The organism is Polymorphospora sp. NPDC051019 (assembly GCF_040683055.1).
Lineage (GTDB): Bacteria > Actinomycetota > Actinomycetes > Mycobacteriales > Micromonosporaceae > Polymorphospora > Polymorphospora lycopeni.
On the sequence record NZ_JBFBCH010000001.1, the window covers coordinates 305,091 to 329,467 of the forward strand.

General features: G+C 73.6%; 19 protein-coding genes. 6 read left to right on the forward strand and 13 right to left on the reverse strand.

Annotated elements, in window-relative coordinates; all coding sequences use genetic code 11:
* Window positions 1-9 precede the first annotated feature (9 nt).
* Window positions 10-936: an SseB family protein gene (locus AB0M79_RS01335; protein WP_364206626.1), complete on the reverse strand. Its 927-nt coding sequence runs from the start codon at window positions 934-936 to the stop codon at window positions 10-12.
* Window positions 933-1,916 (reverse strand): SMI1/KNR4 family protein, encoded by a 984-nt coding sequence (locus tag AB0M79_RS01340; RefSeq protein WP_364206628.1) that lies wholly within the window; start codon window positions 1,914-1,916, stop codon window positions 933-935. Before AB0M79_RS01340 ends, AB0M79_RS01335 begins: the two co-directional genes overlap by 4 nt.
* 113 nt (window positions 1,917-2,029) lie before the next feature.
* On the opposite strand from AB0M79_RS01340, the gene AB0M79_RS01345 reads away from it, so the two are divergent.
* Window positions 2,030-2,419: a hypothetical protein gene (locus tag AB0M79_RS01345; protein WP_364206630.1), complete on the forward strand. Its 390-nt coding sequence runs from the start codon at window positions 2,030-2,032 to the stop codon at window positions 2,417-2,419.
* On the opposite strand, the gene AB0M79_RS01350 is transcribed toward AB0M79_RS01345, so the two are convergent.
* The 3 genes from AB0M79_RS01350 to AB0M79_RS01360 are packed head-to-tail and all read right to left on the reverse strand — an operon-like array spanning window position 2,413 to window position 3,736.
* Window positions 2,413-2,970 (reverse strand): hypothetical protein, encoded by a 558-nt coding sequence (locus AB0M79_RS01350; RefSeq protein ID WP_364206632.1) that lies wholly within the window; start codon window positions 2,968-2,970, stop codon window positions 2,413-2,415. The two genes, AB0M79_RS01345 and AB0M79_RS01350, sit on opposite strands and share 7 nt — an antisense overlap.
* Window positions 2,967-3,506, reverse strand: coding sequence for a hypothetical protein (locus tag AB0M79_RS01355; RefSeq protein ID WP_364206634.1), 540 nt, complete (start codon window positions 3,504-3,506; stop codon window positions 2,967-2,969). Before AB0M79_RS01355 ends, AB0M79_RS01350 begins: the two co-directional genes overlap by 4 nt.
* 5 nt (window positions 3,507-3,511) lie before the next feature.
* Entirely contained in the window at window positions 3,512-3,736 is a 225-nt protein-coding gene (locus tag AB0M79_RS01360) for a hypothetical protein (RefSeq protein WP_364206636.1), read from the reverse strand.
* Window positions 3,737-3,942: 206 nt separating this feature from the next.
* Here AB0M79_RS01360 and AB0M79_RS01365 point away from each other — a divergent pair, with 206 nt between their 5' ends.
* Window positions 3,943-4,305, forward strand: a complete 363-nt coding sequence (locus AB0M79_RS01365) for a hypothetical protein (protein WP_364206638.1) — start codon at window positions 3,943-3,945, stop codon at window positions 4,303-4,305.
* 34 nt (window positions 4,306-4,339) lie between these two features.
* On the opposite strand, the gene AB0M79_RS01370 is transcribed toward AB0M79_RS01365, so the two are convergent.
* The 7 genes from AB0M79_RS01370 to AB0M79_RS01400 all read right to left on the reverse strand — a co-directional run bounded on the left by AB0M79_RS01370 (window position 4,340) and on the right by AB0M79_RS01400 (window position 17,475).
* The gene (locus AB0M79_RS01370; RefSeq protein ID WP_364206640.1) at window positions 4,340-5,071 is read right to left on the reverse strand and encodes a hypothetical protein; all 732 of its coding nucleotides are present in this window, start codon (window positions 5,069-5,071) and stop codon (window positions 4,340-4,342) included.
* A gap of 61 nt (window positions 5,072-5,132) precedes the next feature.
* The gene (locus tag AB0M79_RS01375; protein WP_364206642.1) at window positions 5,133-5,570 is read right to left on the reverse strand and encodes a hypothetical protein; all 438 of its coding nucleotides are present in this window, start codon (window positions 5,568-5,570) and stop codon (window positions 5,133-5,135) included.
* Window positions 5,567-15,865: a glycosyltransferase gene (locus AB0M79_RS01380; protein ID WP_364206644.1), complete on the reverse strand. Its 10,299-nt coding sequence runs from the start codon at window positions 15,863-15,865 to the stop codon at window positions 5,567-5,569. Before AB0M79_RS01380 ends, AB0M79_RS01375 begins: the two co-directional genes overlap by 4 nt.
* 37 nt (window positions 15,866-15,902) lie before the next feature.
* Window positions 15,903-16,271, reverse strand: coding sequence for a hypothetical protein (locus AB0M79_RS01385; protein WP_364206646.1), 369 nt, complete (start codon window positions 16,269-16,271; stop codon window positions 15,903-15,905).
* A complete protein-coding gene (locus AB0M79_RS01390; RefSeq protein WP_364206648.1) occupies window positions 16,264-16,668 on the reverse strand; it encodes a YbaB/EbfC family nucleoid-associated protein in 405 nt (134 codons plus the stop codon). Before AB0M79_RS01390 ends, AB0M79_RS01385 begins: the two co-directional genes overlap by 8 nt.
* Window positions 16,669-16,757: 89 nt before the next feature.
* On the reverse strand, window positions 16,758-17,069 hold the full coding sequence (locus AB0M79_RS01395; RefSeq protein WP_357541734.1) for a WXG100 family type VII secretion target: 312 nt from the start codon (window positions 17,067-17,069) through the stop codon (window positions 16,758-16,760).
* Window positions 17,070-17,115: 46 nt separating this feature from the next.
* Window positions 17,116-17,475, reverse strand: coding sequence for a WXG100 family type VII secretion target (locus AB0M79_RS01400; protein WP_246567731.1), 360 nt, complete (start codon window positions 17,473-17,475; stop codon window positions 17,116-17,118).
* A gap of 297 nt (window positions 17,476-17,772) precedes the next feature.
* Here AB0M79_RS01400 and AB0M79_RS01405 point away from each other — a divergent pair, with 297 nt between their 5' ends.
* Together AB0M79_RS01405 and AB0M79_RS01410 are read left to right on the forward strand one after the other, a co-directional pair.
* Window positions 17,773-18,822 (forward strand): hypothetical protein, encoded by a 1,050-nt coding sequence (locus AB0M79_RS01405; RefSeq protein ID WP_364206651.1) that lies wholly within the window; start codon window positions 17,773-17,775, stop codon window positions 18,820-18,822.
* A 30-nt stretch (window positions 18,823-18,852) separates the two neighbouring features.
* Window positions 18,853-20,820, forward strand: a complete 1,968-nt coding sequence (locus tag AB0M79_RS01410) for a hypothetical protein (protein WP_364206653.1) — start codon at window positions 18,853-18,855, stop codon at window positions 20,818-20,820.
* Window positions 20,821-20,901: 81 nt separating this feature from the next.
* Here AB0M79_RS01410 and htpG read toward each other — a convergent pair whose 3' ends face one another.
* Window positions 20,902-22,839 (reverse strand): molecular chaperone HtpG, encoded by a 1,938-nt coding sequence (htpG, locus tag AB0M79_RS01415; RefSeq protein WP_364206655.1) that lies wholly within the window; start codon window positions 22,837-22,839, stop codon window positions 20,902-20,904.
* Between the two features lie 249 nt (window positions 22,840-23,088).
* On the opposite strand from htpG, the gene AB0M79_RS01420 reads away from it, so the two are divergent.
* Both AB0M79_RS01420 and AB0M79_RS01425 read left to right on the forward strand, forming a co-directional pair.
* Window positions 23,089-23,841 carry a helix-turn-helix domain-containing protein gene (locus tag AB0M79_RS01420; RefSeq protein WP_364206657.1) on the forward strand — a complete coding sequence of 251 codons (753 nt, stop codon included), beginning with the start codon at window positions 23,089-23,091 and terminating at the stop codon, window positions 23,839-23,841.
* A 46-nt stretch (window positions 23,842-23,887) separates the two neighbouring features.
* Window positions 23,888-24,262 (forward strand): hypothetical protein, encoded by a 375-nt coding sequence (locus tag AB0M79_RS01425; RefSeq protein ID WP_364206659.1) that lies wholly within the window; start codon window positions 23,888-23,890, stop codon window positions 24,260-24,262.
* Window positions 24,263-24,377: the final 115 nt, after the last annotated feature.

Sequence of the window (24,377 nt, forward strand, 5' to 3'; positions counted from 1 at the left end):
GATCCTCCGTCAACTCGTCGGGTCCTGGTCGGGAAAGAGCAGCATCGCCGGCACCTGGTCGGCCGGCACCGTGACCGACAGGTCGGTGCCGGGGTTGACCAGCAGCAGGTGCTCCTCCGGCCAGACGGTGAGCAGCGACACCAGCGTCACCGTGAGGTAGGGGGGCCGGGCCGGGTGGGCCGCGGTCATCAGCCGCTCGGAGGTGAAGACCTCGATCGCCGGCTCGCCGTCGTGACCGACCACCCGCCACGGGAAGTCGGCGTCGACGACGCGGGCCGGATCGTCGACCGGGCCGGTGGTCGGCAGGTGCACCATCGCGTCGAGCAGCGCCGCGATGAAGGCGACGGCGTCGCCGCGCCCGGCGGCCGCCCGCAGCAGCGCGTCGGTGTCCGGGGCCGGGCCGGGGGTGCCGGCCGTCGCCGCCCCGAAGTCGGCGAGCAGGCCGTCCGGGGTGTCCAGGTGCCGTTCGGCGGAAACGCGGTCGGCGTCGTCCATCTCGGCGAGCGCGTCCTCCTCGGCCACCCCCTGGAGCGCCTCGGCGGCGTCGGGAACGGTCGCCCGGACGGCGGCGGCCTCCTCGACCGTCTCGACGGCGACGTACGCGTCGAGTGGGGTGCCCGGGTTGACGGCGAGCCGCCACGCCGGCGACGGCCACTTCTCGCGCAGTTCGGCGTAGTCGGTGACGGTGTAGGCGTCGGCGATGCCGGTCACCTGCGGCAGCATCGCCTCCATCGAGGTGAAGACGGGCAGGAAGGTCTGCCCGAAGAGGTCGGCGGTGACGAACGTCTGCGCGCCGGGTTCGTCGCGGGCGGTGGCGCTCTGCGGCAGGTAGAGCGTGGTCTCGGCGACGATCCGGAAGAAGCCGGCCCGGTCGTCGGCGGCGAGGGCCCGCGCCATCTCCCGTTCGCTGTCGTTCGCGGGCTGCCATCCGGTCACGCGGCCGGCCCCCCGGTCAGCGGACCGCGGCGGGCGGGCGGCAACGCCGTCCCGGTGCCGGGCAGCCGGTGCGGGGCGGCCGCACCGGCACGTATGTCGGATTCGGCGCGACCGGTCAGTGTCGCCGGCGGTTCCCGCAGCGCCTGCCAGAAGGTGGTGAAGTCGTCGGCGCAGCGCCGCAGCAGCCGGGCCGGGGGGTCGCCGTCGGTGTCCCGGTGGTCGTCGTCGTCGAGATACCACACCGAGCCGTCCGCCACCCGGAGCGTGATCAGTCCACCCTGGACGTAGCCGATGGCGAGGTGACCGGGGAGGAGTTCGGCGTCGAGCGAGTTGACGTAGACCAGGTCGTGCAGCCAGTCCGCCCGGGCCACACCCAACATCGGCTGGTCGACGACGAACCCGAACCCCGGGTGTACGGCGGGCCGCACCGGCCAGCCGCCGTTGGTGCCGGCGAGGAACTCGCGGTAGTCGGCGGGCAGCGGGTGCCCGAGGCGCTCCTGCACGACGGCGAGCGCGTCGTCGGCGAGCCGGGCCGACCGGCCGATCCGCGGCGGGCCGCCGGTGGTGCCGGGCACGCCCAGGCCGCGGCGCGGGGCGGTCAGGGTGCTGATCCCGCCCAGGTGCCGGAACGACGCGTGCAGTTCGACCGGCACCAGCGCGACCAGCCGGGTCCGGGCCAGGAAGGCCCAGGTCCAGCCGGCCGGCGTGGCCACCGGTCCGTCCGGTGTCGGCCCGGCCGGGCAGAGCGGGTCGCCGGTGCCGGCCAGCACGAGGTTCGCCGTCAGCACCCCGAGCACGCGTGCCTCGTCGAGGCCCACCCCGTCCGGTACGTCGGGCAGCCGCACCACGGCGCGGGCGTACGGCAGCCAGTCGGGGAAGCCGTACGGGTCGACCGGCACCCCGGCCCGGTAGCGCACCCGCAGCATCGACGAACCGGGGCGGCGGACCTGGAACGCGTGCCGCGCGCCGGCGATGACCATGCCGCCCCTCCCCTGTCGACCCACCTCGACGGCCGCCGCCGTCCGGACCGCGATCCGGGTGCCGGGCGGCCAGGCCATAGGCTACCGGGCAGGTGGATCAGGGGAGGTCGCCGATGCGCCGTGCCGCAGCGCTTGTCACCGTCGTCCTGCTACTCGGCGGTTGTGGGCTGGTCCGGGAGGAGAAGGTGACGCACACCATCGACTACTCGCTCACGCTGGAGGGCGACGGTGCGCTCTGGGGCATCGAGTTCCACTACCGCGACAACGGCAACCGGATCGAAGAACGGGTCTCGCTGCCGGCCTGGGGGCACCGGGTCGTCGTGGAGAGCCCGCCGGCGCGGGTGGCCGAGGTGATGGGCCAGCCGGAGCTGCGCGAGTTCATGCGCAACCGGCCGGGGCGGCCGGCCACGCCGCGGACGACCTGCACGATCCACGTCGACGGGCGCAAGGTCGCCGAGAACACCGGCACGATCGCGCACTGCCAGGCACTCGTCGGTCAGTGACCGCCGGCGCCGTCCATCTGCCGCAGCACGCGGGCGTAGGCGTCGTGTACGGCGCGTAGCCGGGCGACCGTGAACCGGCCCGGCTCCCGGTCCCGGACCGCCCGGCCCCGCCCGGTCCAGAACGCCTCCGGCGGCACCGCCGGGTCCGTACCGGCGAACTTCAGCACCTCGTCGACGGCGGCCAGCGCCTGGGCGAGCCGGGCCCGGGCCGTCGCCCGGGCGGTGGCCGGCAGGGTGTGCGGGTCGGCGGGTACGGCTTGCGCGTAACGGTCGGCGACCCACAGCCACTCGCCGGCGTCGAGCAGTTGCGACGGGCCGGCGTCGCCGTAGCGCGCCCCGGCCGTCGGCGGCTCGACCTGCGCGGGCAGCCGGAACAGGAACTCGCGTTCGCGGCCGCAGGCGCAGGTGCCGGCGTAGCGGCTGCCGAGGTCGCCGTCGGGCAGCAGGACGACGCTGCTGGCCCGGTCGAACGCGGTCGCCCCGCAGGCACACGGCCGCAGGTCCATGTAGAGGTGCGCCTCGTGGTTGGTGCGCGCCAGCATCGGCGTCATCGGGGCCCGATCCGGTCCAGCGCGTCCCGGTAGGCGTCCCGGACGATCTCCAGCCGGCGCCGCCGGAACCGGCCCGGCTCCTGACGGTAGACGGTGCGGCCACGCTCGGTACGGAACAGGTCGGCGGGTACGGCGTCGGCGCCCGCCGGCACGAACTTGAGGATCTCGACCATGGCGGCCAGTGCGATACCGGTCGACTCGGCGGCCTCGGCCGGGTCGGTCGCCGCCGCGGCGGCCTCGGCGGTCAGGTCGGCGACCAGCAGCCACTCTCCGGGGTCGAGCAGCTCCGACGGCTGCGACCCACCGAAGTGGACGGTGCCGGGCCGGGTGCCGGCGGCGTGCTCCGGCAGCGCGAAGAGGTATTCGCGCCCGGTGCCGCAGTCGTCGCAGACCCCGGCGTAGCGCCGGGCGGGGATCCCGTCCACGCTGGTCAGGGTGCTGTCCCAGGTGGTGGAGACGCTCAGGCACCGGTCGCACGGGTGCAGGTCGAGGTAGAGGTGCGCCTCGTCGCGGGTGCGGGCCGCCGGCAGGACCACGGCGCTCAGTCCCGGTAGTGGCCGGTCTCGGGGTCGAGCCCCATGACCGCGCGGGACCGGGCCATCAGTTCCCGCTCCGCCTCGGGAGACGGGGTACGGCGGCGGGTCGAATCGGCCCCGTCGGGCGTGAAGTCGGCGTCGTCGACCCCGTGCGCGGCCTGCCACCGGTCGTGGATCCGGGCCAGTTCCTGGAGCCGGCGCCGCCGGGCGGGGTCCATCCGCAACGCCATCGGACCTCCCTGTCGACCGCCTCCGCCGGCCCCGAATTCTAGCCGGTCGGGCCGACACCGGGCCGACCGCACCGGGCCGACCGGACCGGCCACACCGAGACGCCCGGCACTCCTGCCACTCCTGCGGCCGTCGACGTGAGCGGGACACTTATTGTCTCAGTTGGGACGTTACGCCGGTCGTGAGCCCGGTGGCAGGAGGGAACCACATGGTCGCCGACGAATCCACCATCACCCTGCTCGACCACCCGATGGACGCCGAAGGCTGGTCGTCCGAGCGGGTGACGTTGCGGCTGACCGGTGACGGTGCGCTGGCGCTGCGCGTGGACACCGGTGGCCGCGCGGTGCAACTGCAGTTCGGCGACGACGTCTCGCGCTACCGCCGGGAGTACGCGGTCACCGACGTCGACGCGGTGACCCGGGCGCTGCCCCCGGGCGACCCGCTCGACCGGCTACGCCAGGTCCTCGACGTACGCGACGGTGACGAGGGAACCACGATCATCGACCGCTTCGTGGCCTGGCTGGACCGGCACGGCATCGGCTACGCCGAGACCGAACGCACCGACCTGTGACGGCCGGGACGCCGGTCACCGCGACAGCCCGGCGCTAGCCGGCCGGTTCCGGGTCGGGCCGCTCGTGCAGCCAGGGGCGGACCGCCAGGTCGGACTCGACCACCTGGCGGTCCCAGTGGGCGGGGGCATCCGCCGGCAACCGCACCGTCCACCGGTAGATGTCGATGCCCGACACCGCGTGGTGGATCACGTAGTTGTGGCTGTGGAACTCGACCGACGGCGGATCCGGACGCACGACGGGCGGCGCGACCAGCCCGGGGTCCACCTCCGGGTAACGCCGGCGGAACCCGTCCACGTCCCGGATCAGCCAGCCGGCCCGGTAGGCCGTCGTGGCGGCCATCGGCGTCAGGCGCGGCCCGGTGATGTCCGCCGTCGAGCCGAGTTCGGCCAGCAGTTCCGCGTACGCCAGCGGGTCGACCGGCGCGCCGAGCCGCCGTTGCAGGTCACGCAGCACGGCCACGTCGTTGAGCAGGAGCGCCTCCTCGCCGGGCGGCACCAGCAGACCGTAGGTGATGACGAAGTTGTCCATCATCCGGTCGACGACGACCCGGAAGACCGCCTCGACACCCGGGTGAGCGGCGACGGACCAGTCGGCCCGCCGGGCGTAGTAGGTCCACCCCGTGGTCTGCACGGTGACCAGCTCCGGATGCTCGATGTGCCGCACGACCGTCTCGTCCCGCCGCGCGACGTGTCGCTGGACCGCCGCCGCGATCCGCTCCCCCAGCATCCCTGTGGCCTCCAGCCCGTCGGTCGTGTGGGCGGTCATTGTCGCACCGGCCGGCGTTCCCGCCGCGAACCGCACCGGGTCCGGGCCGCCGGGAAGCCGGTCAGTCCCGGCCGAGCGAGGGGTCGGCGGCGGGGCTGCCCGCCCGCCGCAGCTCCTCCTCGAACATCACGTACGTCTCGCGTGACAGTCCGGCGAGCAGTGCCCGTTCCGGCAGCGTGTACGGGCGGTTCTCCCGCTCGACGGTATCGGTGATCGCCCGCCGCGTCTCGTACAGCGCGTAGACCGGTCCCGTCCCCTGCAGGTATCGGGCCCGGGTCTCCTCGCACAGTTCGATGAACTCCTGCTTCGACAATCTGTCGACCTCGCCACCCCGGGCGAAGAGGACCTTGTCGATCAGGTGGTTGGCCGGCTCCCAATCGCCGGTCTCGATCGACATACGCCACGCCGCCATACCGCCGTCCAGCGTGGAGACCATCTTCAACGGCGCCGCGTAGTACTCGTAGTATCCGGGCAACCGCAGCCCAGGCTGGTACGTCACTCTCCGCCCTCTCCCCGTAGCGCCGTTCGCAGCGCCTCCCAGAATAGGCGCTGCTCCTCGCGGAGGATTCCGTCCCTGATCGCGGTCTCAGCCACGCTCGGCACCCGGCCCAGTTCCTCGGCCAGGGCGTCCAGGTCACGCCTGACCTCGTACAACGCGTGCTCCCAGGCTGCCACCTCGTCGAGCGAGGTCAGGTGCAGCCGCAACTCCGCCACGTGGCCGTTGGAGGCCCGGACCGACATCTGCACGTCCCGGTACCCGCTGTCCTGAGGATTCTCGAACCGGTCCTTGAACTTGACGATCCTGACCCCCGGCTCGTCGATCAGCCGGGCCAACGCCTGGTAGAGGTCGTCCAACGACCTGAACTCGATCTTCGCGCCGGCCAGGTCGGTCAGCTTCGACACGTCACCGCGATACTCGCGGATCTTGTCCTCGGCCCGTACCCGGTCCTTGGGGCCGGGTCGCCAGCCCGGCTCACCGCCGGTCTCGGCCGCGATCCGAACGACCATCCCGCGCAGCTCGTCCTGGGCGACCGCCGCCTGCTCGTACATCCGGTCGAGGAACGCGGAGCGGTACTCGGCGTCGCCGATCCGCCGGTGGTCGAATCCGGTCTGGTAGCGGCTGCCGGGCACCTCGACGGCCGCGCTGATCGCCCGCTGCTCGGGGGTGAGCGGCGTCGGTTCCGGGACCGGGGTGCCGTCCGCGACGACGGCTTCGGCCCCCCGGGTCCGGATGTCGTCCAGGACCCTTTGCAGCACCTCGATCGCCTGCGGATAGCCCGCCAGGTGCTGCCGGGTCGCCGGTCGGGCGGCCAGCGAGTGGGCCAGTTCCGGCGACGCCCGCAGGATCCGCGCCAGGTCGGAGTGCTCGTCCAGCGCCGGGGCCACCTCGGGCGTGGCGTCGGCCGGCGGTCCGGCATCGGATCGCGGACCCGGCTGGGCCGGCACGGCGGTCTCCCGTACCGGCACCCGGCCGGTGTCACCCGGCCGGGACTCGGCCGTGCCCGGCCGGGTGGCGGTCGTCTCGGGTCCGGCCACGGCCGGCGGCCGGTCGACGGTACCGTCGGCCTTGGTTTGCCGGTCGGCGGTCGGCGCCGACCGGTCCGGGGCCGGCCCGGCACCGTCCGCGACATGCCCGCCGCGCTGGTTGGCGCCGGTCGGCGCCGGCCGCTCCGCGGCCGGCCCGGCACCGTCCGCGACATGCGCCCCACGCGGGCCGGCGCCGTTCGCCGCCCGTTGCTGGGGCGGAGCACCGTCGGCGGCGGGCTCGCCGCGCATCGCCGCGATGAGCCGTTGCGCGGCATTGCCCGGCGGAAACGTCTCGGCCAGGTAGTCGCGCAGGTCCAGGGCCCGGGCCCGGTGCTCGGCCAGGTTCCGCAGCGCCGTGCCGACGTGATCGACCCAGGCCGGCGTCCGCCGCTGGTCGATCTCGTCGAGCACCCGTCGCATCGCGGGCCCGTCCACCACGCCGTCCGGGTCCGCGGCGTCGAGCAGAAGTTGCCGCAGCACGTCGACGGTGATGCCGTCGCGTACGGTGGCCGGCTCGCCGAGCCCGGCCGGCACCTGCCCAGGGTCGCCGAAGAAGAGTCCGGCACCGGTGCCCTCGCCGACGACGACCGGTACGCCGGCCCGGGCCGCCTCGCTGGCGACCAGCCCGAAACCCTCGTGGATCGACGGCATCATCACCAGGTCGGCGTCGTAGAGGTCCTGGAGCAGGGCCGCCTGGTCGCGGGTGAACGGCTTGACGACCACCTCGGCACCGGCGAGCTCGGACAGTTGGGCGGCCTGCTCGTCCGCCGCCTTCTGGGTCGGCGCGCCGCGTACGGTCAACCGGACCGGCACGCCCTCCTCGGCCAGCAGCGGCACCAGCCTGGCGGCGAACTCGATGCCCTTGATCGGATCACCGGCCCGCCCCTGCACCGCGATCTCGAAGTGCGTCCGGTCCGCCGGACGCGGCGGCGGATCGCCCTCGATGCGCGGCATGTCGGAGATGATCCGGTGCACGGTCGGCGGCGGCACCTGCGCCTCCGAGCCGAGCCGGCCCGCCTCCAGCCCGAGCAGCGGGCCGACCCCGGCGGCCACGTCCGCGCCGGACATCAGGATCCGCTCGGTGGCCGCGTGGCCGAGCCCTTCGGCGGGGTTGCCGCGCAGTGCGTCGAGCACCTCCGGCGAGGTGTGCAGCACGTGCACGTAACGGGCGCCGGGATACACCTGCTCGACGAGTAGCCGGGCCACCCCGCCGCCGAACCGGGAGTGCCCGACGACGACGTCGACGTGTGCCGGCAGGTTCTGCGGCAGCAGGGTCATCGCGCGGGTGTCCGGCTCGCCCTTGGCGTCGAGCACGCCCCAGACGTGGTCGACGCCGACGACGCGTACGCCGGCGGGTTCGGCCGAGGTGACCGAAAGGTCGCCGGAGTCCACGGTGGACACCCGGGCGAAGGTGACGGTGCCGGCGGAGCCGAACGCCTCGGTCAGCTCACGGTTGGCGGTCGGGATGCCGCCACGGCTCGACCACCACTCGGTACAGACGGTCATCACCCGGGTCGTGCCGTCGGACGGCTCGGCGGCGGCGCTGCGCAGCACCACGTCGCGTAGCGAGATCTCCTGCCGCCAGGTGGCCTCGTCGACCCGGGCGACGCCGTCGCCGAGACCGTGGATCGCGTCGTGCAGGCCGGCGGCCCCGTCCGGGCCGAGTACGTGCACCGGCGGGACCCGGTCGGCGTCGAGGCCGGCGAGCTGGGACCGGATCTCCGTGGCGAGTCGCGGGTCGGCGGTCACGATCAGGTCGGCCCGGGCGAGCACCGCCAGGTGCGCGGCGTCCGGCACGGTGTCGACCACCTGCACGATCCGGGCGTGCGGGTACGCGTCCCGGCGTACGTCGGCGATGCCGGCCGTCTCGCCGAAGCCGATCACCACGTCGGCGTCGGCGGGCTGCCCGTCCAGCCGCAGCAGCGGGCTGATCGGCCCGGTGACGCCCGGGATCGGGTCGGCGCCGGACACCCGCGCGCCCGGGCCGAGGTCGCGCGACCCCACCCCCGGCGTACGGACGACGACCCGGTCGCCACCGGCGCCGAGTTCGGTCGCCAGCCGGGCCGGCAGGTCGCCGCCCCGCCCGCCGTCGTAGGCGATGATCCGCAGGGTACGGGTCGGCGGCGGCCCGCCGTCGGCGCGCAGGGCGGCCCGGCCCGCGTCGCCGAGGTGCGGGCCGATCAGCGCGAAGCGGTCGGCGGCGCCGGGATCGTCGGGGCGCAGCCCGAGGTGGTCGCGCAGCCGGTCCAGTTCGGAGCGGGCGTGTGCCGCCGTCGCGGGGTCGTCGAGCAGGTCGGCGAGCACCTCGACCTCGGCCAGCCGGCCCAGGTCGTGCGGGCTGAGGGTGGCGCCGTCGACGTGTTCGCCGGGGCGCAGGACGTCCGGCGCCGACAGGTCGAGACCGGCGTCGGCCCGCTGCCGGATCGCCGCGAGTTCGGCGACCTCATGGGCCACGGCGCGGGCGATCGCATGCTCACCGGCCCGGTCGGACAGCTCGACGCGGTATCCGCCGTCCTCGGGCGGGACCCGGCCGGCGGGCAGGTCCACCCCGTCGGCGTCGACCGGCACGCTGCGGGCGACCGCCCGGTCGGGCAGCCGCTCGGCCGGCACGGTGGTCACCTCGATCGGCGTCGTCCGCAGCGGGTGGCCGACCGGCAGCCGGTGCCGGATCTGGTCGAGGGCGTCGCGGCCGGCCCGGCCGACGGTTTCCGGCTCGGGGGTGTCGCGCAGGTGGCCGTGGAACTGCGAGTCGGGCACCTGCGCGGCGGTGATCGGTCGGACCGGGAGATCGGAGTGCGGTCGTACGGCGGCCGGGTCGCGGGTGAATCGCGGACCCTCGTCGGCGATCGGCTTGACGCCCTTCCAGTCGGCGCCGAGCAACGCCCGCTTGCCGATCCAGGTGGCGTCCCGGCCGTGCTGGTCGTGCCAGCCGGCCTGGCTGATGTCGAACGGGGTCGGGTAGCCGTCGCTGCCGAACCGGTGCCCGGCGGCCCGGTCGAGGATCTGCTGCCCCGCGGCCCGCTGCCGGTGGGCGTCGGCCGTCATCTTCTCCGGGCTTGGGCCGGGATAGCGCTGCCGGAGCCGGTCGGCGTCGACGGTGTCGTCGCCGGCCGTCCAGCGGGCGAGCTGGTCCAGGTCGGCGTCGACGTCACGCAGCTCGGACCGCAGCCGGTCCAGTACGGCGTCGGCCCGGTGCTCGGTGTTCGGCGCCCAGTCGTAGCCGGCCCGGGCCCACGCGTAGCCGCCGACGGTGGAGGCGGCGTGGATCTCGATCCGGTCGACACCGGAGTAGTGGTACCACTGCTCCAGGTATCGGTTGAACGCACTCGCGAAGCCCCGGCCCTGCGCGCTCTCGTAGAGCTTGAGCGAGACGTGCTCGGCGTAGAGGCTGCCGTCGTGGTCACGGTGGAACGCGCGTACGACCCGGCCGACGACCCCGCGCTCCGGGTCGACGACGTCGGCCCGGATGGTGACGTCGTTGCGGTAGACGCTGACGCTGTGCTCGTCGGTCAGGTCGAACCGCAGCCGCATGCCGGCGAACTCCCGGCCCTCGAACAGGTCGGCGACGGTCTGCCGGATCGTGTCCGCCCACTTCGTCGCCTCGGCGTCGGTCGTCGGCAGGAGTTCGTCGAGCGACGGCGGCCGGTCGTCGCGCCGCCAGGCCGGGTCGGTCCAGACGCCGTCGTTGGTCGCTCCGGTCGACGGCCGCGGAGCGGCGCCGAACGGGTCCGGCACCGCTCCGGTTTCGGGTAGCGGGTCCAGCTCCGCCGGCGGATGGCCGAGCCGGGCCAGCTCCCGGTCGACGGCGGCGATCTCCTGGCGCAGCCGGGCCTGCTCGTCCGGGTGCCACGACTCGTTCAGCTCGCGCAGCAGGAAACGGCGCTCGCCGAGCCGGGCCCGCGTGTGCGAATCGCCGGCCGGCCGGGTGGCCGGGTCGGTTCCCGGCCCGGTCCGGTACGGGTCGGCGGACGGCCGGGTCAGCGGCTCGGGATGCGGTTCGGTACGGCCGAAGAACCCGCCGATCCGGTTGATGGCCCGGCGCAGCACACCCTGCGGCTGGGCCCGCTCGGCCGTCGCCGTACGTTCCTGCAGCGTCTCGGTGATGCTCTGCACCCAGACCCGGGGCAGGTTCTCGGCCGCCACCCGGTTGTTGACCACGGTCCGGTGCGGGTCGTCGGGCGTACCGGCACGCACCGACGTCCCGGCGACGTTCGGCAGGTCCCGCCCGATCTCGGGACGGAAGTAGTGCGGCCGGCCGTCGGTGCCCTGCACCCGGACCAGCGGCCCCTCCGGCTGGATCCAGGCGACCGAGCCGGCGAAGTCGTCCGGCGACAGCCGTTGGGTGGCGCCCTGGAGCTCGAACACGGAGACGTCCGGTACGTAGCCGGGACGGCCGTCGGGCACGAAACCGGTGCCCTCGATCGGCGCCGCGGCGTGCGTCGGACCGGGCGAGGACCGCTCCTCCTGCACCGGTGGGCCGGCCCGATCGCCTCGATCCGGTGGCTCGACCCGGCCGGCGTCGGGTGTGCGGGGCGCGGACCCGTCGGACCGGGACGCGGTGCCGTCGTCGCGCATCGGCGGCCAGCCCTGGTCGGTCTGCTGGCGCTGGATCGCGGCCAGGTCGATGCCGAACTGCTCGACGACCCGGGTGGTGAGCGGTCCGTGGAAGGTCCCCTGGAGCCGTTCCCCCGCGAGCGGATGGGTGCTGTTGGCGATCGCGGTGTCGGCCCGCGCCACCGTCGCCGCCGCGGTCATCTCGGGATAGCGGTCGACGAGGGCACGGCCGGGGGTGTCGCTCTCGCCGGTCCGGTAGTCGGACCGTACCCGCGCCTCGAGTTCCTCCGGCCGGCTCGCCGCCAGGTTCCGGTAGTCGTCGCTGCGGGGCACCCGGGGATCCGCGGACAGGCCGGCCCCGGCGTGGTGACCGGCGAGGCCGCGCAGGAACGCCTGCTGGACGGTGAAGGCGGCCAGCTCACCGTCGAGCCGGATGTCGGCCAGTGCCCGGGTGGTGACGACGTCGGCGTCCGGCAGCGCGCCGGCCGCCGCCTGCACCGCCGGACCGAGCAGCGCCGAGTTCGGCTGCAGCAGATGCATGCCCTCGTGGACCAGTGTGGCGGCGACCGCGCTGATCGGCCGGGGGCCGTCGGCGGAGTGCGGCGCCACGAAGATCAGCCCGGTCTCGGACATGAAGCCGCCCCGGGCCGACCCGGCGATCCAGCCGCGCAGGTCCTCGTCGAGCAGGTGCTCGGGAACGAGGGCCCGGGCCGATTCGGGGTCCTTGGGTACGAGCCGGTCCAGGCTCACGATCGCGTGCTGCTCGAAGCCCGCGCCGAGCACATCACCGATCTTGGCGACCATGATTGCCTGGTCGATGGCGTGGAACCGGTGGGTGGTCGGGTCGACGCTGACCGCCCGGTTCGCCATCTCGACCGAGTTGAGCGGGTCGACGCCGTGCAGGTCGCGCCAGCCGGGATCGGCCAGTTCGCCGTTCCGGTCGAAGTTGCGCCAGTTCGAGTAGCGGTCGCCGTACTCGTCGACCATCCGGCTGAGGTCGCGTACCTCGGTGACCAGGGCCGGCAGGTCGGCCACGCCACGGGTCCGGTCGGCGACCGCCTGCAGGCGGTCGGCCTGGGCGGCGACCGCCTGCAGGTCGGCGATCCGCGCGGCGACGACGGATTCGGGGTAGTTCGCGCGCAGCCGCTCGGTGGCCTGGTCGACGAGTTGGTGGACCTGCGCCGGCAGGTCCGCGCCGTAGCGGGTGAGGTGCTCCGGGAAGTTCACGCTCGGCGTGAGCTCCTCCAGCCGCGTGACCGACGGATCCGGGCCGTCGCGGTCGACGGGAGGCGGCACCGGCTCCTGGTCGGGCCGGCCGGCCGGGCCGACCGCCTCGTCGGCATCCGTACGGACCGGCTCCGGGGTGGTCAGGCGGGTGGCCTCCTCCTGGAGCCGGCTCAGCGTCTCGGCGATCTCGGCGGCGGACTTCGGCTGGACCGCCCCGTCGGGTGTGGTGACCGTGAGCTGCTCGGTGGCCCATCGGACCACCGGCTCCGGCAGCGTGTTGTCGGCCAGGATGGCCCGTACCCGGTCGGGGGTCAGCGGCGGCGGCAGGTCCCGGCCGGCGGGGCCGGCGTCGCGGAAGGTGACCTGGTCCAGCCCGAGCACCGGTACGTCGCCCGGCTGCACGAGGTCGGGAAGCGGCAACCTGGTGCCGGCCGGGTCGGGGGTGGGTGCCGGCGGCTGGTGCGGCTGAGCCGGCTCCGGCGGCGGCACGTGGTCCGGCGGCGCGCGGTCCGGGGGCGGGGCCTGGTCGGTGGCCTCGTCCGGACGGTGGTCCGGCCCCGGTTCGGGGCGTGCGGACGGCGCGGTCGCGTCCGGCGCCGCGGTCGGGTCGGGCGCCGCCGTGGGGTCGGGCGCCACGGCCGAATCCGGCGCCGCCGTCGGGGCGGGCGCCACGGTCGAGTCCGGCACCACGGTGGGATCGGGTGACCCGGTCGGGTCCGCCGGCGGGCGTTCCAGGATGCCGTGCAGCTCCTGGTGCAGGGTCCGCCAGCCGGCGGCGAGCTGCCGGTCGACGGCGGCGGCCCGGCCGGCCGGGTCGACCGGCAGGTCACCGGGCAGGACGATGCCGGCCGGACCGGCCTGCGCCCAGCGGCCGTCGACGACCGCCAGGTTGGGCCGGACGACGACCGGCTGCCCCGCCGGCAGCGCCGTGTTGACCTGTATCGCCACCTGGACCGCGAGCCCGTCGGGATAGTGCACGGTCAGGGTGCGGCTGTCCGGGTGCCAGGTGGCCCGGTGCGGCTGGTCGGGTGTGTCCGGTCCACGCCCGTCGAGCAGGCCGCCGATGTGCCCGTCGATGCGGTCGGCGACCACGTCCGGCGCGGGGGTGCCGGGCCCGAACGCCACCGGTTCGGCGGGTACGACCTGGAACGGGTCCCGTTGCGCGTCGGCCGGGATCGCCTCCGGCGCGACGATGGGTCCGGCCGGGCCGTGGTCGGGCGCGTCGGCCGGACTGGACGGCCGGTCGCCGGGTCCGTCGGGGGTGGCCGGTGCCGGCGGGGCGGTGTCCACGTGCGACTCGGGCCCGCGCGGCCCGGGTATCGCCGCGGCGTCGCCCCGGTCGGCGGTCGGTTGCGGGGCACCGCGGTCGGTGCCCGGGTCGGCGTCGGACCGGTCCGGCCGGTCGGCGCCCGGGTCGGGGCGGTCCGGGGTCGGGGCGGGACCGGAGCGGTCGGCAACCGGGTCGGGGCCGGGTCGGTGAGGGGGCGGGTCGGCGGGTGTCCGGTCGGGGGTCGGGGCGGGGCCCGGCCGGTCGGGGGTCGGGGCGGGGTCGAGGGCGGGCGTCTTCGCGGCCGGCGGCGGACGCTCGATGACGCCGGGGTCCCCGTCGGCGGGCCGGGTCGGTTCCGGCACCCGTGGGCCGCCCCCGGTGGCCGGCTGGCGCGGGCCGCCGTCGGGGCCGGGCGGGCGCGGGCCGCCGTCGGCGGGGCCGGGCGGGCGTGGGCCACCGTCGGCGGGGCCGGCCGGGCGCGGTGCGGCGTCACCCGCTCCACGCGGCGCGTCGGCCGGCGGCACCTGCGGCACCCCGGTCGGTACGGATCCATCGGCCGGTTCCGGCGGCGCCGGGGTGAACGTCTCCCGGTCGAGCACGTTGCCCTGCCGGTCGATCGCGCCGGACTCGACCCGTACGCCGTCGGCGTCGACGCGGGCGAACTGCACACCCTTGTCGTTGAACCGTAGTTGGACGCCGGAGTTGCGGTCGACGATGCCGACTTCGCGGGGCAGGGCGAGGGTTTCCTGGCCGATGCGCAGGCCGCCGCTGGGGTGGGCGAGTTCGAGGTGGGTCTGCATGCCGTTGAAGACGCCCTCGATGGCGCCGTCGCGGGCGCCGAGCAGCGCCTGGTCGCGTACCTCGGACCAGCTTCCGCCGGCCAGCAGCGTGGTGCCGCCGCCGATGAGGCCGCCCGCGGTGGTGCCGCCGACGACCTGGCCGGGCAGTCCGCCGAACATGGCCGCGCCGAAGAGGCCGCCCTGGACGGTGCCGGTGACGATCTGGCCGACGTCGAGGTCGGTACGGGTGCCCTGCGCGATCTGCATCAGCTGGCCGACCATGTTGCCGCCGCCCATGAAGCCGGCGCCGATCGCGACCCGGGCGCCGACGTACTTGGCGAGTTCGCGGGTGAACGAGACCTCGGCGATCTCGCGGGCGACGTACTGGTTCAGGCTCTGCCGGGAGATCTGTTCGAACGTCTCGTTGACGGCGAGCCGCGCCCCGGTCTGGCCGGCGACCGTCTGGGCGCCGAACCTGGTCAGGAGCTGCTGCTCGAACTCCTTGACCAGCTGGGCACGGGTGGCGAGCAGGCCCCGGCCGGCCAGGATCCGGGCCTGGGTGCCGAGCTGGCGCTGGAGTTCGCGTTGTACGGCCCGGTTGGTCGCCTGGCGCAGCCACTGGCCGGCCATCCGGTCGGCGACGGTACGGGCGATGACGTGGCGCGGCAGCATGTTGCGGGCCAGGGTGTTGCTGGTCTGCCGGGCGACGGTGGTCAGCGCGGTCCGCAGCGGGGGCAGCGTGGCGGCCGCCCGGGGGATCGCGGTGACGACCCGGGGCAGCGTCGTACGCGCGAACGTCGGCACGGTCACCCGCAGCACGCTCGGCGAGACGGCCCGTACGACGGTCGGCACGGCGCGGGCGACGGCGAGGTTGACGGCCCGGATCGCGGCCCGGATCGTGATCGCGCTGATCGCGGAGCGGACCAGGGCGGCGGCCGCGGCGAGCGCGCCGCGGAAGGTGGCGATCGCGCCGGCGGCGCCGCCCAGCGACAGCCCGCCGGTGGGGATCGCCGCGACGATGAGCATGATCAGCGAGACGATCAGCATGATCAGGCCGAGCAGCGCCATGAACTTCATCAGCTCGATCTGGAGGCCGAAGCTCTGCACGCCCTGCTGCATCGAGCCGAGGGTGCCGACCATCTGTCCCAGCGACTGGAGGTAGTCGGCCCAGGCCCGGTGGAACTCCATGGCGGCGCCGTCGCCGGCCCAGTTCTGCAGGATGCCGTCGGCGGCGTGCAGCGCCGTCTCGTACGACTCGGCCAGCGACTCGGCGGCGGCCCCCCAGGCGTCGGCGAGTTCGTAGACGTCGACCGCGCTGGATTTCGGGATCTTGCCGATCAGGACCTCGCCGACCGTCGTGTCGATCCCGGGAATCCACTCGATGAGGTCGGCGATCATGTCCATCGCCTCGGCGAAGAACCGGTCGTTATCCGACACCCGGTCCCCCGCGGTGCCCGTCTGGCCGTCCCACCCGTCAGACGCTGGTCGATCCGGCGATGTCGCCGGCGTTGCCGTCGTCGCCCGCGCTGTAGCTCCACATCGCGTTGGTCACGAAGTCACCGAGCGCGACCATCGCCTTGCCGAGTTCGGGGGCGGACGCCTTGATCGCGTCGTTCGCGGGCAGACTGGTGCCGTCGGACGCCTCGACGGACTTGTGGTAGTGCTCGAGGAACGCGTCGGTGAACTCGTCGCGCGGGAAGGTCTCCGGGCCGCCCTCGAGGTTGGTGATGGTCGACATCGCGGTGGTCATCGTGCTGTCCAGCTGCTCGCCGGAGACCTTGATGTTGTTGGCCAGGCCGATGATGTCGGCGATGCTCGACCGGATGTCGACGTAGTTACTCATCGTCGTCCTTCGTCAGGCGCACGTCGGCGTCATGGCTGCCGATGATCCGGGTCAGGTCGGTGCCGTCGGCGCCCGCGACGTCGCGCAGGTCGCGGGGTACGACGTCGTCGAGGATCGCCCGGCTCTGCGCGGCGGCGTCCTCGACGGCGAGCCTGGTGGTGGCGAGGATCGCCGTGGACAGGGCCTTGGAGTCGGGCCGGCGCAGCACCCGCGGGTCGATGTCGAGTTCGAGCAGGTGGCCGCGGGGTCCGACGACGACCCTGATCATGCCGTCGTCGGACCACGCCGTGCCGGTGACCCGCAGCATCCGCTTCTGGGTTTCGTCCATGCCGGACATCGTGCGCCGGAGGTCCTTGAGCATCCCCTCCAGCGCGCCCCAGTTGGGCCTGTCGGTCACCGCCCCTCCCCAGGGTCAGTAGCGTGCGGCCAGCGGTGACCGGCGGGTGCCCACGGTCGGTACCGTGGGCCGACGCCGGTCACCGACGGTCACATTCCGGCGGCGATCTGCCGGTCGATCGCCTGCATCCGGTCGGCCGAGGCGCCGAGCTTGACGCCGACCCGCGACAGCGCCTCCTTGACCTCGGACGCGCCCTGGTTCCACTGCCGCCGCGCCTCGTCGCAGGCCTCGCCCGCGGGGCCCTGCCAGTCGGCGGCGAAGAGCTGGGTGAACTGCGTGTAGAGATCCTGCAGCGATCCGTCCATCGCACCCTGGTAGGTGCCGATCGCGGTCGCCACGTCGGTGATCTGGCCGAAGTTGTAGGTGATGGTGCCGTCGGCACCGTAGCTCGGACCACTCATCGTGTCGTGCCTTCCCCAGTCGAATAGCCGAAGTATGGAGCGGGTCTCAGCCCCGCAGGACGCTCATCACGGTGCTGCTGCCGGTCTCGGCCGCGGCGGCGCGGATGTCGGCGGCCGCCTCCTCGTCGTTGACGCCGTAGAGCGTCGAGGCGTTGCTCATCTTCCCGGAGAGCTCGTCGAGCGCGTTCAGGATCTTCTTCAGACCCTCGTTGAGCTGGACCGACACGTCCTGCAGGGCGGCGTTCGCCGAACCGCGCATGCCGGCCCCGCCGAGCCCTTCGATCCGCCCGACGAGCTGCGCCATACCGGTCGCCAAGCTCTCCCGGGTCTCCTGGCACTTCTGCGCCATCGCGTCGAGCTGCGCCTGGGTGGCCTGGACCTGGCCCATTCCCGGAGTCGCCGTCATCGTGGTGTCACCCCGCTCCTTTTCACCCGGCTCCCCTGGCGGAGCCAGCCTGTATCGACATATCGGTGCGTCTGGCAGAGATCCGAACGTAGCGTCCTTCGTCCGATCGATCCACCCTGGGTAGCGTACGAGAGGCGGCCAACACGCCGGGTAGGGTGGCTTGCCGGCCGGCACTAGACTCGTTCCGGATCATGGGTACCGGTCGGGGACGACCCGGCCGAGGCGCCGGACACCATCGGGCGCGCCGGACGATCGGGCGCCGGACCATCGGGCGCGCCGGACCATTGGGGAGGGTCGGTGGCAGAGGACGGGGGCGGCGGCGTCCACAATCCGTACGGGGAGCAGACCCGGGCCAACACCTCGCGGACCTGGCTCGACGGCCAGGAACCGCTCGACGTCGACATCGACGGCCTGGTCGACTACGGCAAGGACATGAAGACCATCGAGGAGAACCTCAACGGTCTCACCCCCCGGCTGAACCTTCTCGGCTCGCTGCCGGCGAGCGCGTGGACCGGCAACGTCCTGCCCGAGGGCGCGTACGCGATGTCGCAGATGACCGCCAACTACGGCGAGCTGCAGCAGTACCTGCTGTTCCTCGGCACCGCGCTGAACAACATCGGGATGGCCGCCCAGACCGTGGCCGACGCCTACTCCTCGACCGACGGCTGGTCGGCCGCCTCGCTCGACTCGGTGCTGTTCGCGTTCGGCGACTCGCGCGCCGAACGCCCGGCGGGCCTGCCGCCGTGGGTCACCGGCGAGACCTGGTTCGACGCCTACAGCAAGGCCGTCCAGGAGGGCACCGGCGAATACACCGCCGGTGAGTCGTTCAACGGCCCGACCGAGATCACCCACAACCCGGACGGCAGCACCACGACCAGCACGGTCGGTTCGGCGGGCACCACCCGCTCGATCACCGAGTTCAACATCCCCGGTGGCGGCACGATGACCACGATCGTCGTCACCGGCGCCAACGGCGAGGTGATCAGCCGCAGTTCGAGCCGGACGAACGGCTACGCGACCGCCGACGGCTACGTCACCACCCAGACGTCGTACGACGGGAACGGCAACGTGACCGGCAGCGAGACCACCACCAGCCGCTACGGGAGCGACGGCAGCCAGTCGACCACGGTCACCCGGAGCAACGCCGACGGGGCGGTGACCTCGACGAACACCGACTCCACCAACGCCGCCGGGGTGCAGACCATCACCAGCGCCGACGGCCAGGGCAACGAGACCCAGCGGGTCGTCATCGGCGAGCAGACCGAGGGTGTCGAGGGCACTCCGGAGTCGCCGGGCGCCGAGGCGCTGGAGGAGATCCAGGACCGCAACTACCTGCCGAGCTGGTAGCGGCACCACCGCGATCCGAGGGGAGACGTCATGGCCGAATACTGGGGCGCCCGGGCCATCTACAGCTCCGGCGGACCCAACGGTGAGGGCACCCGCTACCACCAGCCGGAATCCAACCCCAACCTGTCCTTCACCCCGCCGGCGGGCGACGGCGGCGCCACCATCGAGGTCGTCTACCAGCAGCTCATGGGGCAGCATCCGGAGGACATCTCGGCCCTGGCCGACCAGTGGCACAACGCGTACGCCCTGCTCGCCAGCATCCGTGAGCAGTTGTACAGCCAGAGCCGGACGCTGTACGACGAGACGTGGAAGTCGGCCGAGGCCCGCGACGCGTTCATGAAGATGGGGCCGGGCACCACCCTGGCCTACCTCGACGAGTGGATGGACGCGGCGCTCAACAACGAGACCGCGCTGCGCGCCCAGGTCGGCATCGCCCGCCAGTCCCGGACCGACGTGCAGAATCTCTGGAACGAGTACGAGGCGGCGATCGACGACGCGAAGACCGCCAGCGGCGGCACCGCCTTCATGGAGGGCTTCAAGACCGGCATCACCCTCGGCATCTACGACGGGGACGCCGGGCTGAAGGCCGCCGAGTCCGAGGCCGTCAACGAGACCCAGCAGGAATACAACCGCAAGGCGCAGCAGCTCGCCTACCGGGTCGCCGGCGAATACTTCGACACGTTCAGCAAGATGAGCGGCGGGCACGGTCCACCCTTCATGCCGCCGAACGCGGTGATGAACGTCGTCGGGCACCCGCCCTGGCGTACTCCCGGGGGTGGCCCGAACCTGGGCGCTCCGCCGCCGCCCGGGGTGCCGCGCATCACCGCCACCCCGCCGGTCGCGCCACCCGCACCGGTGGTGCCGACCGCACTTACCAACAACCCGACGCGGCCGACACCGCCCCGGGCGCCCGACCCCAGCCGGGTCACCGATCCACGGGCCGTGCCGACCCGGCCCGACCAGGCCCGGCCGGTCGCACCGGTCATGCCGGCCGGGTCACCACCGGTCGCCCCGAACCGCACCCCGCCGGCCATGCCGGCACTGCGGCCGCCGGTCGCACCGGGGCTGCCGGGCGGCAACCCCGGCGGGAACCCCGGTGCGAACCCGGGGCAGCTTCCGGCCAGCCCGCCGCCCGGCACCGCCCCGGCGAGCGCTCCACGGCCGGGCGCCGCGCCACCCGCGCTGCCGCCCAATCCGGCCAGCATGCGCAACGGAGTCCTCCAGGGCCGCGGCCCGGGCGGCATCCCGCAACCGCCGGCGCAGCCGGCACTCACGTCGCCGGCCGCCCGCACGCCGGGGGCGGTCCCGCCCGGTGGCCGGCTACCCGGTCGCGACGGCGGCGCCCAGGACGGCACGCAGCTGCGACAGCAGCCGGGCCGGGACAGCCCGTTCGGCCGCCCGCCGGCCGGGCTCGCGCCACCGGTCCTACGCCAGACGCCGACGGCGCAGCCGACGCGCGGCGACCGGATCGGCGGTCCGAACACCCCGGCCCGGCCCGGCACCACCCCGCCGGTTCTCGGGCGTCCGGCGGCGGGTGCCACCCCGCCGCCCGCCACCGGTGACCGGCGCAAGGCGACCGCGCGGGACCGGCGCCGGTCGAACCCGGACGCACAGTGGGTCGGCACCGAGGAGGCCCGGGCCGACGCGTCCGCGCCGGTCCTCGACGCGCCCGCGTTGCCGCCGTCCGGCTCGGCGGTGTCCCGGCTCGAAGAGGTACCGACCTCGCTGCGTCGTGCCCCGACCGGTTCGGCCTTCCCGGCCGGCGGCAACCGCGGCGGCACCGTACCGCCGGAGCTGGCCACCCGGCGGACCAGCGCCGACGGGCAGCCGGTCGACGCCGCCCGCGCCCCGGCCGCCGGTGCCGACGGGGAGCGCCGGATCCTGACCGACGAGGACGTGTTCGTGGTCGAGACGCCCGGTGGCGGCGTGCTCGGCAAGGGCCGGGAGGACACGACGACGTACCGGGCGGAACCGAAGACCGCGCTCGGCGGCGGCTGACCGGCCGGTCAGCCACACGCCGGGCGCGGCCGTGTTGCCCGGGCCGGGCCCGACGCCGTCGCGCCGGGCCCGGGCGACGGGTCAGAGCGCCGTGGTCAGGCGCTCGGAGAGTACGCGGATGAAGCGGGCCGGGTCGCTCAGCTCGCCACCCTCGGCGAGCAGTGCCATGCCGTAGAGCAGTTCGGCGGTCTGCGCCAGGGTGGCCTCGTCCTTGCCCTCGGCGCGGGCCGTACGCAGTCCGGTCACCAGCGGGTGGCTGGGGTTGAGTTCGAGGATCCGCTTGATCCGCGGCACCTCCTGCCCCATCGCCCGGTACATCTTCTCCAGGGTCGGCGTGACGTCGTGCTCGTCACTGACCACACAGGACGGCGAGGTGGTGAGGCGGGACGAGAGCCGAACCTCCTTGACGTCGTCCTGCAGCGTCGTGGTCATCCACGACAGCAGGTCGGCGAACTCCTCCTTGCGCTGCTCCCGCTCGGCCTCGGCGGCCTTCTTCTCCTCGTCGGTGTCGAGGTCGACCTGCCCCTTGGCGATCGACTGGAACCGCTTGCCGTCGAACTCCGGCACCGACTCCACCCACAGCTCGTCGATCGGGTCGGTGAGCAGCAGCACCTCGTAGCCCTTGGCCCGGAACGCCTCCATGTGCGGAGAGTTCTCGATGACCGACCGCGACTCCCCCGTCACGTAGTAGATGTGCTCCTGGCCGTCCTTCATCCGCTCGACGTACTGCCGCAGCGTCGTCGGCTTGTCGGCGTCGTGGGTCGAGGCGACCGAGGTGATCTCCAGGATCGCGTCCCGGTTGTCGACGTCGCTGAGCAGGCCCTCCTTGACGGCCCGGCCGAACTCGCGCCAGAACGTGTCGTAGCGCTCGGCGTCGGAGGTCAGCAGGTCCTTGATCGACGACAGCACCTTTTTGACCAGGCGGCGCCGCATGAGCTGCACCTGGCGGTCCTGCTGCAGGGTTTCCCGCGACACGTTCAGCGACAGGTCCTGGGCGTCGACGACACCCTTGACGAACCGCAGGTATTCGGGGACGAGCGGCTCGCAGTCGTCCATGATGAACACCCGCTTGACGTAGAGCTGGACGCCGCGCTTCGCCTCGCGGGTGAAGAGGTCGAGCGGCGCGTGCGACGGGATGAACAGCAGCGCCTGGTATTCGAAGGTGCCCTCGGCCCGCAGGTGGATGATGTCGAGCGGGTCGGTCCAGTCGTGGCTGACGTGCTTGTAGAACTCGTGGTATTCGGACTTCTCGACCTCGTCCTTCGGACGGGCCCAGAGCGCCTTCATCGAGTTGACCGTCTCGGTCGCCGGGGCGGTGATCTCGCCCTCGGCCCCGGTGTCGGTCTCGCCGGCCGGCGGCTGGTCGACCGGCATCCGGATCGGCCAGGCGATGAAGTCCGAGTGCTGCTTGACCAGCTGCCGGATCTTCCAGGGCTTCGTGTAGTCGAAGAGCTGGTCCTCCTCGTCGGCCGGCTTGAGGTGCAGGGTGACCGTCGTACCCTGCGGCGCGTCGTCGACCTGCTCGATCGTGTACGTCCCCTCGCCGGTCGACTCCCAGCGGGTCGCCTGCTGCTCGCCGGCCTTGCGGGTCAGCAGGGTGACTTTGTCGGCGACCATGAAGCTGGAGTAGAAGCCGACCCCGAACTGCCCGATCAGGTCCTTCGACGCGGCGGCGTCCTTGGTGTCCTTGAGCTTGCGCAGGAACTCGGCGGTGCCGGACTTGGCGATCGTGCCGACCAGGCTGACCACGTCGTCGCGCGACATGCCGATCCCGTTGTCACGGATGGCGAGCGTACGCCGCTCGGCGTCGATCTCGATGTCGATGTGCAGGTCGGAGGTGTCGACCTGGAGTTCCTTGTCGAGCAGGGCCTGTAGCCGCAGCTTGTCCAGCGCGTCGGACGCGTTGGAGATCAGTTCCCGCAGGAAGGTGTCCTTGTTCGAATAGATCGAATGGACCATCAGGTGCAGGAGCTGGCGTGCCTCAGCTTGAAACTCAAGAGTCTCGGTCTGGGTACTCATCGAATCCTTCTCCGGCGGCGATTTTCGACAGGAGATGCTACCCCAGCGGCCCTCTTCCCCCGCCGTCGTGCGTACCGGTGGAGGAACTTCCCGCGCCGACGGCGGACGCCGGCCCGGTCGGGATCGCGACAGCCGCCGGTTCCGGCTGCCGGAACCGGCGTTTTGGCAGGTGAACGGCGTCTCGGGCAGAGTTGGACCGGCTTCGCGACCAGCCACCCGACGTACCCGACCGATAGGTCTGGAGCGGTCATGTCCAGCCTGCCCACCCCACCCGCCGACGCCCGCACCGAGGTCGCCGAACGCCTCGTCACCCTGATGGAACTCGTCGCCACCGGCGGCACGCCGCACACGCTGGCGAACCTGGTCCACCGGGCGGGTCTGCCGAAGACCACCACCTACCGGCTCCTGCGTACGCTCCAGCGCCTCGACGTCGTCCGGCGGCACGGCACCCGCTACCTGGCCGGGCCCCGGCTGCTCCGCCTGGTCACCACCGTCACCGCCGACGAGCAGGAGCTGCGTCGGGTCCTGATGCCGTACCTGATCGAACTGGCCTACGACACCGACCAGGTCGTCCGGCTGCTCGTCCTGCGCGGCGACGAGGCGGTCGCCGTCGAACGGCTGTTCACCCGGAGGTATGCCGCCGTCATGCGCGGCTACCCCGACCGGTCCCCCGCCCCGGACAGCGTCGGTGGCCAACTCCTGCTGGCCGGTGCGCCGGACCCGGTGGGGTCGGGTGGTCGCGGCCCGGCCGCCGACCCTGGCCCGGACGCGGGTGGCGGGCCGGCCGGGCTGGAGGTGGTCGCCGTGCCGGTGCTCGGTCCGGCCGGCCGGCCGGTCGCCGTCATCGAGATCGCCGGCTTCCCGGACCACTTTTTGCGGCCACGACTGACCACGGCCGCCCGCCGGGCCGCGAACAACGCCGCCCAGATCCTGCGCCGGCGCCCGCCCCGGCAGTTGCCGGCTACGTCCAGCGCCGCCGTTCCTTCTCGACGTCGTCCATGAACCCGGCCGCCGGGTGCCATGGTTGCGCGGCGGCTAGATTCGGGTGGTGACGATGCCGACCGTACGCGCGATCGATGCGTCGGAGCAGGTCTTCGACGACCCGTCGGAGGTCGCTCTGCACGACCTGCTGGCCGACATGAACCTGAGACAGCGGTTCGTCATCGTCGAGCGGCTCGACCGGGAACCGGCCGGACACCACTACATGCAGGTCTATCTCAACGACGACCTCAGCTACCAGGTGGAGTACCGGGAGGGCGGCGCGGACCGGCACTTCCAGGCGCAGGTACCCAGGCGGCCCGACGTCATAGGCGTGGAGCCGGTCGCGCGGATCCTCGCCGACTGGGCTTCCGACCGGCCAGGGTGGCGGGACGCGTTGCCGTGGGTTCCGTGGCCGTCAGCAGCCCCCGGGCCGCAGGCGTGACACCGTCAGCTTGGTGACGGGCACCGGTCGGTGTTCCGCTCCACAGCGAATTCGCTGTGCATACGCCGAATTCGCTGTGGAGACCAACAGTGGTACCCCCGCCGCCGCCGCGGCA

What these genes read in the sequence shown, in the direction of transcription:
- AB0M79_RS01360 (WP_364206636.1), bottom strand. Translation starts at nt 3,736, where the DNA reads ATGGCGTTGCGGATGGACCCCGCCCGGCGGCGCCGGCTCCAGGAACTG.
- htpG (WP_364206655.1), bottom strand. Translation starts at nt 22,839, where the DNA reads ATGAGTACCCAGACCGAGACTCTTGAGTTTCAAGCTGAGGCACGCCAG.
- AB0M79_RS01385 (WP_364206646.1), bottom strand. Translation starts at nt 16,271, where the DNA reads ATGAGTAACTACGTCGACATCCGGTCGAGCATCGCCGACATCATCGGC.
- AB0M79_RS01365 (WP_364206638.1), top strand. Translation starts at nt 3,943, where the DNA reads ATGGTCGCCGACGAATCCACCATCACCCTGCTCGACCACCCGATGGAC.
- AB0M79_RS01345 (WP_364206630.1), top strand. Translation starts at nt 2,030, where the DNA reads ATGCGCCGTGCCGCAGCGCTTGTCACCGTCGTCCTGCTACTCGGCGGT.
- AB0M79_RS01340 (WP_364206628.1), bottom strand. Translation starts at nt 1,916, where the DNA reads ATGGTCATCGCCGGCGCGCGGCACGCGTTCCAGGTCCGCCGCCCCGGT.
- AB0M79_RS01400 (WP_246567731.1), bottom strand. Translation starts at nt 17,475, where the DNA reads ATGACGGCGACTCCGGGAATGGGCCAGGTCCAGGCCACCCAGGCGCAG.
- AB0M79_RS01350 (WP_364206632.1), bottom strand. Translation starts at nt 2,970, where the DNA reads ATGACGCCGATGCTGGCGCGCACCAACCACGAGGCGCACCTCTACATG.
- AB0M79_RS01395 (WP_357541734.1), bottom strand. Translation starts at nt 17,069, where the DNA reads ATGAGTGGTCCGAGCTACGGTGCCGACGGCACCATCACCTACAACTTC.
- AB0M79_RS01410 (WP_364206653.1), top strand. Translation starts at nt 18,853, where the DNA reads ATGGCCGAATACTGGGGCGCCCGGGCCATCTACAGCTCCGGCGGACCC.
- AB0M79_RS01420 (WP_364206657.1), top strand. Translation starts at nt 23,089, where the DNA reads ATGTCCAGCCTGCCCACCCCACCCGCCGACGCCCGCACCGAGGTCGCC.
- AB0M79_RS01370 (WP_364206640.1), bottom strand. Translation starts at nt 5,071, where the DNA reads ATGACCGCCCACACGACCGACGGGCTGGAGGCCACAGGGATGCTGGGG.